The organism is Microbispora sp. H10885, from assembly GCF_014161415.1.
Lineage (GTDB): Bacteria > Actinomycetota > Actinomycetes > Streptosporangiales > Streptosporangiaceae > Microbispora > Microbispora triticiradicis.
In genome coordinates this window covers 217811-229999 of record NZ_JABBWY010000005.1, presented here as the reverse complement: position 1 = coordinate 229999, position 12189 = coordinate 217811, and the positions used below count along the sequence as shown (strand labels likewise).

The window sequence follows — 12189 nt, the reverse complement described above, 5'->3', positions numbered from 1 at the left end:
GATGCATCCTCACCTGGCCCGGCTGAGCACCGCACTGACGGCGGTCGACCCGGAGACACCCAAGATCCACGCCTGGGGTTACAAGCTCGCCGCCGTGCTGAGCGGCGGCGGACGGCTGCTCGCGTGCGGCAACGGCGGCTCGGCCGCCGAGGCGCAGCACCTGACCGCCGAGCTGGTCGGGCGCTACCGCGCCGACCGGAGGCCGTACGCCGCGATCCCGCTGCACGGCGACACCTCGTCGCTGACCGCCATCGGCAACGACTTCGGCCTGAAGGAGCTGTACGCGCGGCAGGTGCGGGCGCACGGCCGCCCCGGCGACGTGCTGATCTGCCTGTCCACCAGCGGGACGAGCGCCAACGTGACCGAGGCGGCCGAGGCCGGCCGCGAGTGCGGCCTGACCACCTGGGCGCTGACCGGCCCCGGGCCGAACCCGCTGGCCGACCTCTGCGACGAGGCCCTGACGGTGCCCGCCGACGACACCGCGACCATCCAGGAGGTGCATCTCACGGTGATCCACATGCTGTGTGACGTGATCGAGAAGGCCGTCGCGTGAGCGCACCACTCGTCATCGTCGGAGACTCCCTGCTCGACGTCGACGTCGAGGGCACGGCCGACCGGCTGTGTCCCGACGCGCCCGTCCCCGTGGTCGAGGGGCAGGCGGAGCACCACCGGCCGGGCGGCGCCGGCCTCGCGGCGCTGCTCGCCGCCCGCGACGGCACACCGGTGACGCTGGTCACCGCCGTCGGCGACGACCCCTCCGGCCGCTGCCTGGAGGACCTGCTGTCGCCCACGGTCGAGATCGTACGGCTCCCGCTGCGCGGCACGACCGTGCGCAAGACCCGGGTCCGGGCCCGGGGGCAGACGCTGGTCAGGATCGACACCGGAGACGGCCGGGCCATGGGGCGGCCGGGCCAGGTGGCCCCCAGGAGATCCACAGGAGCCTCGGCCTTCGCCCGCGCCGCGGACGCCCTCGCCTCGGCGGGCGCGGTGCTGGTGGCCGACTACGGGCGCGGCGTGGCCGACCTGCTCCGGGAGTTGCTGCGCGGCCTCGACGTGCCGGTCGTCTGGGACCCCCACCCGCGCGGGTCGCTGCCCGTGCCGGGCTGCGCGCTCGTCACGCCCAGCGAGGCGGAGGCCCGGGGCATGTGCGGCGAGCCGTACGTCTCGCCGGAGCGCACGGCCCGCAGGCTCGTGCGCGATCTCGACGCCGAGGCCGTCGCGATCACGCTTGGTGAGCGCGGCGCGATGCTGGCCCGTCGCGGCGGCAGGTTCGGGCCGGTCCCCGCCCCGCACGTCGCCGTCGGCGCGGACGCCTGCGGCGCCGGCGACCGCTTCGCCGCGGCGGCGGCCCTCGCCCTGGCGGACGGCGCGTCCACCGAGGACGCCGTCGCCCGCGCGGTCGGCGAGGCCACCAGGTTCGTGGCGGACGGCGGGGCAGCCGCCCTCCGCCTGCCGCGTCCGGCCGCCGAGGCGCCCGTGCCGTTCCCGTCCGGCGCCTCCGCCTTCGAGGTGGCCGCCGCCGTGCGGGCCTCCGGAGGCCGGCTCATCGCGACCGGCGGATGCTTCGACCTGCTGCACGCCGGCCACGTGAGCCTGCTGCGGCGGGCCAGGGCGCTCGGCGACGCCCTCGTGGTCTGCGTCAACTCCGACGACTCGATCCGGCGGCTCAAGGGCCCGAGCAGGCCGCTGGTGAGCGAGCGCGACCGCGTCGAGGTGCTGCGCGCGCTGGGCTGCGTGGACGCCGTGACGGTCTTCGGCGAGGACACGCCGTCCCAGGTCATCGAGCGGCTGTGCCCCGACGTGTGGGTGAAGGGGGGCGACTACGACGAGCGGTCGATGCCCGAGGCCGAGGCCGTGCGCCGGGCCGGCGGGGAGGTCGTCATCCTGCCGACCGTGCCCGGATATTCCACCACGGGCCTGATCGCCGCCGCCCGGGCCGCATCGTGACCTCCGTCGCGGGTAGCGGTCCTCCAGTCGAAAGGGAAACCCAATGGTGGGAAACGTACTGATCACCGGCGGCGCGTCCGGCCTCGGCCGGGCCACCGCGGCGGCGGTCGCCAAGGCCGGCGGCCGGCCGCTGGTCGTCGATCTCAACGAGCCGGACGGCGGGTTCGACCACGTGCGCGCCGACCTCGCCGACCGGGAGCAGGCCGAGCGGGCCGTACGCGAGCTCGCCGAGCGGGCGGGCGGACTCGACGCCGTGGTCACGGCGGCGGGCGTCGACGCCTGCGGACGGCTGGAGGACGTGGCCGCCGACAGGTGGGAGCGGGTGATCGGGGTCAACCTCCTCGGCACCGCCGCGGTGGTCCGGGCGGCCCTGCCGTTCCTGCGCGAGTCCGGGGGCAGAGTCGTCACCGTCGCCTCCACGCTCGGCGTGCGGGCGCTCAGCGACGCCACGGCCTACTGCGCCTCGAAGTTCGGCGTGGTGGGCTTCACCCGGGCCCTGGCGGCCGAGCTGGCCGGGCAGGTCGGGGTGACCCTGCTGATCCCCGGCGGCATGCACACGAACTTCTTCGACGACCGGCCCGAGCAGTACAAGCCCGGCCCCGACGCCCGGCTGAACCAGCCGGAGGACGTCGCGTCGGCGATCCTGTTCGCCCTCGGCCAGCCGCGGGGCTGCGAGGTCAGGGAGCTGGTCGTGGCGGCCTCGACGGAGACGTCATGGCCCTAGAGGAACCCGGAAGACCGGTCCTGCTCGCCCTGCGCGGGCTGGGGCTCGGCGACCTGCTGGCCTCGGTGCCCGCGCTGCGGGCGCTGCGGCGGGCGCATCCCGGGCATCACTTCGTGCTCGCCACCCCCGCCTACCTCGGCGGGCTGCTCCCGCTGATCGGCGGCGTCGACGAACTGATCGACGTGTCCGGGCCGGGACCGGTGCCGTACGCGTCGCCGGACGTCGCGGTGAACCTCCACGGCAGCGGCCCGGAGAGCATCCAGGCGCTGCGCCGCACGCGGCCGGGCCGCCTGCTCACCCACACGCACCCCGCCGTCCCCGGCTCGGACGGCCCGGAGTGGGACGCGGAGACGCACGAGCGTCAGCGGTGGTGCGCACTGCTGGAGTGGTACGGCATCGCGGCCGACCCCGACGACCTCGCGCTCGGCGACCCGGGGCCGGGGCCGCTGCCCGGCGGCGAGGTGGTCATCCATCCGGGCGCGGCGTTCCGGGCCCGGCAGTGGCCGCCGGACCGCTTCGCCCAGGTGGCCGCCGAGCTCGTCCGGACGGGCCACCGGGTCGTCGTCACGGGCGGGGTGACCGAGATCGCGCTCGCCCGGCACGTCGCGGCCCTCGCCGGGCTGCCGGAGGAGTCGGTGCTGGCCGGCCGTACGAACCTGCCCGAGCTCGCCGCGCTCACGGCGCACGCGGCGCTGGTGGTGTGCGGCGACACCGGCATGTCACACCTGGCCACCGCCGTCGGCACGCCCTCGGTCATCCTGTACGGCCCGGTCCCGCCCGCGCTGTGGGGGCCGCCGCCGGGCCGCCCGCACATCGCGCTGTGGGCCGGACGCCGGGGAGACCCGCACGGCGACACGCCGTCGGAAGGCCTGCTGGAGATCGGAGTGCCCGAGGTGCTGGACGCGGTCAGAAGGTTACGAGGAGTGGAGGTGCGGTGAAGGGATCCCGTGTCGTGGTCACCGGAGGAGCCGGGTTCCTCGGCTCCTACCTGTGCGAACGCCTGGTCGAGAAGGGCGCGGCGGTCGTCTGCCTGGACAACTTCCTCACCGGCTCCCCGCGCAACGTCGAGCACCTGATCGGCCGCCCGGCGTTCCGGCTGGTGGAGTGCGACCTCACCGGGTTCGTCCACGTGCCCGGCCAGGTGGACCTGGTGCTCCACTTCGCGTCGGCGGCGTCGCCCGCCGACTACCTGCGTCATCCGATCGAGACGCTGAAGGTCGGCAGCATGGGCACGCTGCACGCGCTCGGACTCGCCGCCGAGAAGAGCGCCCGGCTGGTCCTCGCGTCCACCAGCGAGGTGTACGGCGACCCGCTGGAGCACCCGCAGAAGGAGACGTACTGGGGCAACGTCAACCCGGTCGGGCCGCGCAGCGTGTACGACGAGGCCAAACGCTTCGCCGAGGCGCTGACCACGGCCTACCACGACTCGCGGGGCGTCGACACCGCCATCGCGCGGATCTTCAACACCTACGGCCCCCGGATGCGGCCGCACGACGGCCGGGCGATTCCCACCTTCATCCGGCAGGCGCTGCTGGGCGAGCCGATCACCGTGACCGGCGACGGCAGCCAGACGAGGTCGATCTGCTACGTGGACGACACGGTCGACGGCGTGCTCGCGCTCGCCGCGAGCGACTTCGCCGGGCCGGTGAACATCGGCAACCCGGCGGAGATGTCGATGTCGGACCTGGCGGAGACGATCCGGGACCTCGCGGGCTCCTCCTCGCCGGTCCGGTTCATCGACCGGCCGGTGGACGACCCGGCCGTACGCCGCCCCGACACCTCGCTCGCCGAGGAGCGGCTCGGGTGGCGTCCCCGCGTCGACCCCGTCACCGGCCTGCGCCGCACCATCGACTGGTTCGAGAAGGAGCTGAACTCCCCGTACTCCGTCGCCTCCTGATCGCCGCCGTCCCGGGCCCCCGCCCCGGCGGGGGCCTCAGTCCAGGCCCGTTCCCTCCCGCCACGCGTCGTCCGCGGCCCGGTGCCGGTGATCACGGGGGGACATGCCGAAGGCGGCGCGGAAGTTGCGGCTGAAGGTCGCGGCGTCGCTGAAACCCCAGCGGGCGGCGATGGTCTGGATGGGCCGTGCTCGCAGCAGGGGGTCGGCGAGATCGCGGTGGCACCCCTCAAGGCGGCACCGGCGAATCCAGCCCGCCACGCTCATCCCCTGCTCCTGGAAGATCTTGTACAGGTGCCGTACGGAGATCCCGTGCGCCGCGGCGATCATCTCCGCGTTCAGGTCCGGATCACCGAGCCGCTGCCGGATGAAATGGTGGATCAGCGACAGCAGAGCCTGGTGCCGCGACTCGGGCGCCAGCGCGCGGGTGGCCTCGCACCGGTGCGCGCAGGCCGCCGCGACCAGGTCGAGGGTGACGGCGCCCAGCGCCTCCGCGTCCTGGCGGGTGAGGTCGCCGGCGTTCTCCGTCAGCTGCCTCAGGTGCGCGGCCAGGACACCGGTGATCCCGGCCCGCGCGGGAAACGGAGCCGCGACGAGCCGCCCGATCATGTCGGACCGAAGGCCCAGCGAGGATCTCGGGAACTGGACGATCAGAGATTCCGCCGGCCCACGGTCGGCCCCTCGCCATCCCTGCCACGGCTGGGACGAGTCGATGAGAAGAAGGTGATTCACCGCGAAGCGCGCCTCCCGGCCCGCCTGCGTCATCGCACCGTCGCCGGCGAGAACGAGGTGGAGCTGGAAGACCTCCGGATCCGTCTGCCGGATGAGCTTCGCGGGCCGGCTCACCTGCAGCCTACTGTGGCTCATCGCCGACAACGTGACCGCGCCGAGGTCGAACAGCCGCGCCGACGCGTTGAAGTCGGCGGGGCTGTCCGAGGCCGGCCACGTGCTCACGAGTGTCTGCGACAACGTCTGATGCCAGAAAGGAAAACGGTCCCGAGCGGCCAGGTCCCTGGTGCTCCACTCCAGAACTTGCATCCGCACCCCCCGACGCACACAAATCGGCATCAAGTTTACAGAAATCGTCAAGACGTAATTCCGCAATCTCCGGCATACCGACGTCGCATACCGAATTCCGGGTGCACCACATTCGTTAGTGGTGCAGATCTGAAAACAAGCGCCGAAGGCCGGGGCCGCCGAGGTGGAAGCGCCTGGAGTGCGATCGCGCGACCGCCGTCAGGGCGTACGGACCCGAGGGGCCCGGGCCCGCTTCGGGTTTCGGCGCGCCCGTGGGTTTGGTAAGGCTGTAGGCATGATCTTTCCCGCGAGGGCGCTCAACACCGCCGTACTCACCCTTCTGGTCGTCCCGATCACCACGGTCGCCGCCGCTCCCCAGGCGACGGCCGACGCCGGGGGCAGCTCCCACGCGGCGGCGTCGGCCCGCCGTCTCCTGGCCCAGCTGAAGGTCGCCAGGCCGCTGCCGCTCCGCGGATACAGCCATCGGCGGTTCCAGCCCCGGTGGGCGCACCACAAGGGAGCGTGCGACGCGCGGGAGGTGGTCCTCGCCCGCCAGGGGCGGGGGGTGCGCAGGGACGCGCACTGCCGCCCCGTCAAGGGCGCCTGGTACAGCCCGTACGACGGCAGGGTGCTGAAAAGCGTCAAGCAGGTCGACGTGGACCACCTGGTGCCCCTGGCGTACGCCTGGCGCTCCGGCGCCGCCCGATGGAGCCAGGCGCGTCGCCGGGCTTTCGCCAACGACCTCACCCGGCCCGAGCTGGTCGTGGTGAGCCATTCGGTGAACATGGCCAAGGGAGGCCGGGGCCCGCAGAGCTGGCGTCCGCCGCGCCGGAGCCACTGGTGCCGCTACGCCACGGCGTGGATCGCCGTCAAGCACCACCACCGGCTCTCCGTGACCGGGAAGGAGAGGACGGCCCTGCTCAACATGCTCCGCACCTGCCGGCGCTGACCCCCCGCCCGCCGCTCCCGGACCGCCTTCACGGCCGGGAGACGGCGTCGGCGGCGGTGCGCACGATGGCGGACAGCGTGTCGCCGTGGGCACCGTGCCAGTAGACGCGGCCGCAGGCGAGGCAGCGGGCGAACGCGTCGTAGCTGCGCCGGGTGCCGGGCTCCAGCGCGTCCTCCACCTCTGCCTTGCCGACCGGCGTGAGCGTTCCGTTGCAGGCGGTGCAGCGGGTCCACGGTGCCAGCGGCGGCCGGAACCGGTCGAGCACGTCGAGGAACTGGTCGTCCGGCCGGGCGCCGCGCACGTACGCGCCGTGCCGCAGCGACCGGCGGCGCAGGATGCCGCGGTCCTGCGTGAGCAGCACCCGTTCCTCGGCGCCCGCCTGCTCGATGAGGGCGTCGTCGTCCATGTCGTTGTGGTAGGCGGTGTCCAGGCCGACCAGGCGGAGACGGCGGGCCAGCGTGCCGAGATGGACGTCGAGGAGGAACCGGATCCCCGGGATCACCTGCGGCCTGCGTACCGGCCGGACGTCCACGACCTCACCCGGGCGCGGCCGGTACGACGGGCCGGCCGGGCGCTCCGCCGCGGTCAGCCCGCCGACCTCGGTCAGCGGCACCCCGGCCGACTCGATCACGTGCCCGAGCGAGGAGGTCCCGTCGTAGGGCAGGAACACCTCGGGCCGCCGGTTGCGCGGCGCGAGGAAGAGCCACAGATCAGGCGAGAAGCGTACGGACAGGTCCATGCTCCCAGCATGCCCCTCGGCATGCGGGCCGCCGGGCCGCGGACGAAGGCCCCGCTGCCGTCCGCCGGGGGGAGGGCGGCAGCGGGGCCGTACAGAGGGTGGGCAGGGGCTCAGGCGGCGACGGTCGTCCGGCCGCGGACCTGGAGGACGGTCAGCAGGCCGACGACGACGGTGACGGCGCCGGTGATCCAGGCGGTCCACGCCGAGGCGGCGTCGCCGTCGAAACCGAACGCCCAGGGCGAGACGAACAGCAGGGCGCCGAACGCCGCGGTCACCCAGGAACTCGCGCCGCCCGCGCCCAGGATGGACCACAGGGCGGAGACGACGAGGAGCGCGCCGAGGACGAGCAGGGGTTGCGTCGCGGCCTGGGCGTCGGCCCAGAAGAACGGCGCGACCACCGCGACCAGTCCGGCGAGGAGGGCGACGACGTCGGACAACGATCTCGTGAGATCCATCCGTGCCTCCGTACGGGAGAGATTGGCTGTGCTCCGACACTCCGTCTGATTGACCGCCCGGTCAACAACCCGTTACGTCAGGATTTCCTAACCCTGAGTGACAACGCACTGAACGCGCGGGTCGCGGACTCCGCGCGGAAACCTCCCCCTGTACGGCGATGGCCGCCCGCCCGGGAAAGTCCCGGCGCCGGCGGCCACCTTCACGAACCGGTCAGCGCCTGCCCCTGACCTTGACGGTCTCCTTGTTGTAGTTGTCGCCGGCGCCGTCCGGCTTGTAGTTCTTCTCGAAGTTGCCGGCGATGTCCACAGCGAACCAGCGGACCTCCGTGGTCTGGTTCACCGTGATCCTCTGCGCGCCCTCGCGCATGCCGGCCGCGGCCAGCTTGGGCGAGTTCAGCGTCGGGCGGCCGCCGTCGAGCGTGTAGTAGACGTTCGCCGGCTCGTCGGTCGTGAACGTGAACGTCACCGAGGTGTCGTCCTTCGCGAGCTCCTTGAGCCGGGAGTCCGGCCGGTGGTGGTCCTCCCCGTACTCCCGCGCCACCTCCAGGATGGCGATCTGGCCGCCCGCGAACTCCATCGCCTCCTCGTGGCCCTCCTCGAAGGGCGGCTGGAAGCCGACCGCGCGGTACTGCTTGGTGGCCTGGTCGTAGACGTCCGCGCCGACCTCGAAGTCCCAGCCGATGATGCCGCGGTTGTACCAGTGCTCGTCGGCGCTGTTGCCCGCCGCCGAGTAGAGCACGTCGACCACCGGGCCGGTGCGCCCCGGCCAGATCGCCGTTCCGCGCCAGTCCTGCACGGCCGACAGGATGTGACCGGACGCGTTCCAGAAGAAGCTCTCGGTGCCGAAGTCGGTCCGCGGCAGCGTCTCACGCCCGGCGGTCTTGTACGCCCCCGGAGGCCACATGAAGTAACCGCCGTAGGAGTGCGTGTTCATGGCGAACCTGATGTTCGGGAACGTGTCGACGAGCCACACCTGGTTGCGCGTCTCGGGCTCCGAGAGCTCCGACGGCCCGCCGAACGTGTCGCTGGTGCAGGTCGTGGAGGCGCCGTTGAACCCGTCGAACACCGAGCCGACGGTGAAGTTGCGGTTGAGGTCGACACCCCAGGAGTTGCGGCGCCCCGGGTCTCCGTTGGCGGCCGGGCAGTGGTCGGTCATGTTGCGCCGCTGCATGTTGAAGTCGTACATCGAGTAGTGGCCGCCGTCGGGGTTGGCCGTCGGCATCACGAAGATGTCGAGGTCGTCGACGAGCCTGCGGGTGGCCGGGTCCTCGTTGTAGTTGCGCAGCAGCCGCTCGGCGGTCTCCACGCAGGTCACGGGGGTCACCCACTCGCGGGCGTGCTCCTGGCAGTAGAGGAAGACCCCGACCTTCGAGCCGTCCCGGTGCCTGCCGATCCGCAGGGCCTTCATCTGGAACGGCCGGCGCGAGACCGTCGCCGGAGCCAGCAGGCCGTCGGTCAGCCGGGTCGCGGGGGCCTCCGCCACCAGGCCGTTCCCGGCGTTGCCCCGGTAGGTGGCGGCGGTGAGCAGCGCGGAGGCGGCGGCGTCGCCGTTGAGGGCGGCCACCACCTGCGCGGCCGTGCTGCTGATCGCCCCGGAGGCGTCGGTGGCGAGGGTGACCGCCACGTTCCCGCCGGTGACCGCGACCGACAGCGGGGTTCCGGTGGTGGCCGGCCTCACCAGCGCGACGCTCACGTCGTTGCCGCCCTCGCTGCCGTACGCCTTGGAACTCACGTAGAAGGTGCTCGCGGCGGCGGCGCCGGTCCCGCTGCCGAACTGCGCCTGGGCCGCCCGCCGGTAGCCGTTCGTCCGGTACGGCAGGTCGACGATCTCCGCGATCTTCGGGAACTGCTCGGCGAGCCCGGTGATGCGGCCGGTGACCTCGGTCGGGTCCATGTAGTGGTCGACGAAGTCCGACACGTAGTGCTTGCTCGGGGGCTTGCGCCTCTCGCCGAGCCACTTGGTCACCGGCACCGTGACCGAGCCGCCCCGGCTGCTGGTCACCGTGACCTTCGTGGGGACCTGCGCCACGGGGACGGGCGCGCTGAACCGGTGGTACATGTACTGCCCGGCGTCGGTGAAGCGGGACATGGTCGTCGTGCCGCCGGAGCCGTGGGCCGTGCCGGGACCGCTGTCCCAGGTGGCGGTCAGCACGGTCTGCGCGTCGGCCGCGCTCGACTTCACCTCGGCCGACAGGAAGCTCTGGCCGTCCAGGCTGGTGAACCACTCGGCGCGCAGCGGGGTGAGCGTGTCGGTCTCCGCGGCGTCGGCGGCGGCGGAGGCGAGGGCCTGCCGCCGCTCGGCGAGGTTCGCGGCGTAGTCGCCCTGGTCGGATATCGCGTCGCGGACGTCGAAGCCCTGGTCGCGCAGGCCCTGCGCCTCGCCGGGGCTGAGCACGGCGTGCACCTCGACGCCGCCGTCGACCGGCTTGGTGTACTCGGCCAGGTCGACGCCCAGCGAGACCAGCCTGTCCACCGCCGCCTGGTCGGCGACGACGACCCGCATCAGCGCGACGCCGTCCTGCGCGGTGCCGGACACGCGGTCGGGCGGCACCGGCTGGGGTGAGGGATCGGCGAGCACCGGGAGGGCGTTCAGGGTGAGCGCCAGAGGGAGCGCGAGCACGGCCGCGTAACGCCGCGTTCGGCGGGGGGAGCTCCTCATCGGGTTTTCCTCCATCTGGCGTGCCCCTCCAGGCAGGGGGGTCGGCCGGACCGGGGCACGCAGGTCGAAGGAAGTCTTCGTCGGTGTAGGAACTTCGTCAAGGAGCTCCAACTCTCCGATTTCGGGATTTTTCCGTAATGGGACGCATTAGTGCCGAATTGAGGGTTGTGGTGCACGCGCCTCATTGGTAACGGCCGTGCCGATAGCCGGAACTCTATCCGCAACCGCTGGTCTGGGGTTACTTCATGTGCTAGTCATGTTACCTAAAGTAATCGTCAAACTGCTGGAGGTGTCATGCTCGCGGGCGTACTCGCCGCCGTGGCGGCCGTCGGCCTGGTGGCCCTGTCCGTCATCCTCTTCCGCACACTGGGCCGGGGCACCGACGACCGCGATCCGGGCGGCACCTCCGCCGGCCACGCCGGGTCGATGCTCTCCTCGCTCTTCCTGCTCGTGTTCGCCATCGCGATCGTCGTGCCGTGGACCTCGGCCGACGCGGCGCGGCAGAACACCTATCTGGAGACGCAGGCCCTCGTCGAGACCTACTGGGCCGCCGCGCCCCTGCCCGTCCCCGACGCCGGCCAGTTACGCGAGGGGCTGAGGGAGTACGCGCGGTACGTCGTCGACGACGAGTGGCCGCTGATGGCCGCCGGGCGGCTCGGTCCGGAGGGGACGGACCGGCTGGAGTCCCTGCGCGCCTACGTGGCGGGACTGCCGGTGACGACGGACGAGGCCCGCGACGCGAAGAGCGCGGTGCTGGACCGGATGGCGGACCTGTTCGCCGCCCGGCGGCAGCGCGCGGCGGACGCGGGGACGGCGCCGCCGCCGGGAGTCCTCCTGCTGACGGTCGTCACGGGCGTCCTCGTCGTCGTCTTCCCGTTCCTGGCCGGGGCGAGACCCCGGGGCTTCGCGCTCATCCCGGTCACGGCCATGGCGATCCTGCTCGGCGTGGGCGTCTACCTGGCCTGGAACATCGCCCATCCCTTCAGCGGGGGCCTGGCGGTCAAGCCGGACGCCTTCGTGAGCGCCCTGCACGAGTTCCAGCGGATCCCCGAGGGCCGCTGACATGGGCCGGACGGCGGGCCTGCGCATGGCCGTCGCGGCCGTCTCCGCCTGCGCCGCGCTGTCAGCCGCGTTCCCCGGGCAGGCGCGGGCCGAGCGCCACACGCTCGCCGCGGCCGGGGCGGCGGCATCGGGGCGGCTGGAGACCGGGGGGACGGTGCGGGCGGCGGAAATCACGGCGACGGCCGTCGGCCCCGGAATCGCGCCCGGAGTCGTGGGCGGCGTGGCGGGTGCGTCCCGCACGGCTGCCGACCCGCACCGGCCGGGGGCGCGGATCGGCCTCTGCGTCGACGTCGACGTGATCGTCGGCCTGCACGTGGAGGTGGGCGTCGGAGGCCCGGCCCGCTGCACGCCGCCGACACCCGTGCCGCCGCCTCCGCCTGCCCCGCAACCCGCGCCTCCCAGCCCGCAACCACCGCCACCGCCACCGCCACCGGCGTCGCCTGCGCCCGCGAAGCCCAGGCCGGCCCCGCCGAAGGCGCCGCGCCCCTCCCAGCGTCCGGCCGTGCCCCGGCCGCCGGTCGTCGTGGCGCCGTCACCCCGTCCTCATGCGACTCGTCCCCATGCGACCCCGCGGCCCGTGGCCACGCCGTCGGCGTCCTCCGTCCACCGGGTGCCGGCCAGGCATGCCGCGACGCCTGTACGGCGCCGCGACCCTCTGGGGTCGCTCACGGTCGTCGTGGTCCTGTGCGTGGCGATCGCCGCCGCCGCGGCCGCCGCGTTCCGGGTGCGGTAGCCGTACGCCG

General features: G+C 73.3%; 12 protein-coding genes. 8 read left to right on the top strand and 4 right to left on the bottom strand.

The window, feature by feature from the left end; all coding sequences use genetic code 11:
* Position 1 precedes the first annotated feature (1 nt).
* Genes HHX37_RS15160 through HHX37_RS15140 form a run of 5 tightly spaced genes read left to right on the top strand, consistent with a single transcriptional unit; the run spans position 2 to position 4568 of the window.
* Entirely contained in the window at positions 2 to 553 is a 552-nt protein-coding gene (locus HHX37_RS15160; RefSeq protein WP_182873835.1) for a D-sedoheptulose-7-phosphate isomerase, read from the top strand.
* Entirely contained in the window at positions 550 to 1947 is a 1398-nt protein-coding gene (gene rfaE2 / locus HHX37_RS15155; RefSeq protein WP_182885809.1) for a D-glycero-beta-D-manno-heptose 1-phosphate adenylyltransferase, read from the top strand. The genes HHX37_RS15160 and rfaE2 overlap by 4 nt, the downstream gene beginning before the upstream one ends.
* A gap of 43 nt (positions 1948 to 1990) precedes the next feature.
* Positions 1991 to 2671: an SDR family oxidoreductase gene (locus HHX37_RS15150; RefSeq protein ID WP_182881506.1), complete on the top strand. Its 681-nt coding sequence runs from the start codon at positions 1991 to 1993 to the stop codon at positions 2669 to 2671.
* A complete protein-coding gene (locus HHX37_RS15145; RefSeq protein ID WP_182885808.1) occupies positions 2662 to 3609 on the top strand; it encodes a glycosyltransferase family 9 protein in 948 nt (315 codons plus the stop codon). The genes HHX37_RS15150 and HHX37_RS15145 overlap by 10 nt, the downstream gene beginning before the upstream one ends.
* Positions 3606 to 4568: a UDP-glucuronic acid decarboxylase family protein gene (locus tag HHX37_RS15140; protein WP_182881508.1), complete on the top strand. Its 963-nt coding sequence runs from the start codon at positions 3606 to 3608 to the stop codon at positions 4566 to 4568. Before HHX37_RS15145 ends, HHX37_RS15140 begins: the two co-directional genes overlap by 4 nt.
* A 36-nt stretch (positions 4569 to 4604) precedes the next feature.
* Here HHX37_RS15140 and HHX37_RS15135 read toward each other — a convergent pair whose 3' ends face one another.
* Entirely contained in the window at positions 4605 to 5603 is a 999-nt protein-coding gene (locus HHX37_RS15135; protein WP_259406467.1) for a helix-turn-helix domain-containing protein, read from the bottom strand.
* A 274-nt stretch (positions 5604 to 5877) separates the two neighbouring features.
* Here HHX37_RS15135 and HHX37_RS15130 point away from each other — a divergent pair, with 274 nt between their 5' ends.
* Positions 5878 to 6531: an HNH endonuclease family protein gene (locus tag HHX37_RS15130; RefSeq protein ID WP_182881510.1), complete on the top strand. Its 654-nt coding sequence runs from the start codon at positions 5878 to 5880 to the stop codon at positions 6529 to 6531.
* Positions 6532 to 6559: 28 nt separating this feature from the next.
* On the opposite strand, the gene HHX37_RS15125 is transcribed toward HHX37_RS15130, so the two are convergent.
* The 3 genes from HHX37_RS15125 to HHX37_RS15115 all read right to left on the bottom strand — a co-directional run bounded on the left by HHX37_RS15125 (position 6560) and on the right by HHX37_RS15115 (position 10384).
* Positions 6560 to 7270 (bottom strand): Mut7-C RNAse domain-containing protein, encoded by a 711-nt coding sequence (locus HHX37_RS15125; RefSeq protein ID WP_182885806.1) that lies wholly within the window; start codon positions 7268 to 7270, stop codon positions 6560 to 6562.
* A 110-nt stretch (positions 7271 to 7380) separates the two neighbouring features.
* Positions 7381 to 7725: an SPW repeat domain-containing protein gene (locus tag HHX37_RS15120; RefSeq protein WP_111697282.1), complete on the bottom strand. Its 345-nt coding sequence runs from the start codon at positions 7723 to 7725 to the stop codon at positions 7381 to 7383.
* Positions 7726 to 7936: 211 nt separating this feature from the next.
* The gene (locus HHX37_RS15115) at positions 7937 to 10384 is read right to left on the bottom strand and encodes a M14 family zinc carboxypeptidase (protein ID WP_182885805.1); all 2448 of its coding nucleotides are present in this window, start codon (positions 10382 to 10384) and stop codon (positions 7937 to 7939) included.
* A 294-nt stretch (positions 10385 to 10678) separates the two neighbouring features.
* Between HHX37_RS15115 and HHX37_RS15110 the strand changes: the two genes are divergently transcribed.
* Positions 10679 to 11446: a DUF4239 domain-containing protein gene (locus tag HHX37_RS15110; protein WP_111697284.1), complete on the top strand. Its 768-nt coding sequence runs from the start codon at positions 10679 to 10681 to the stop codon at positions 11444 to 11446.
* Position 11447: 1 nt separating this feature from the next.
* Positions 11448 to 12179: a hypothetical protein gene (locus HHX37_RS15105; RefSeq protein WP_182885804.1), complete on the top strand. Its 732-nt coding sequence runs from the start codon at positions 11448 to 11450 to the stop codon at positions 12177 to 12179.
* Positions 12180 to 12189: the final 10 nt, after the last annotated feature.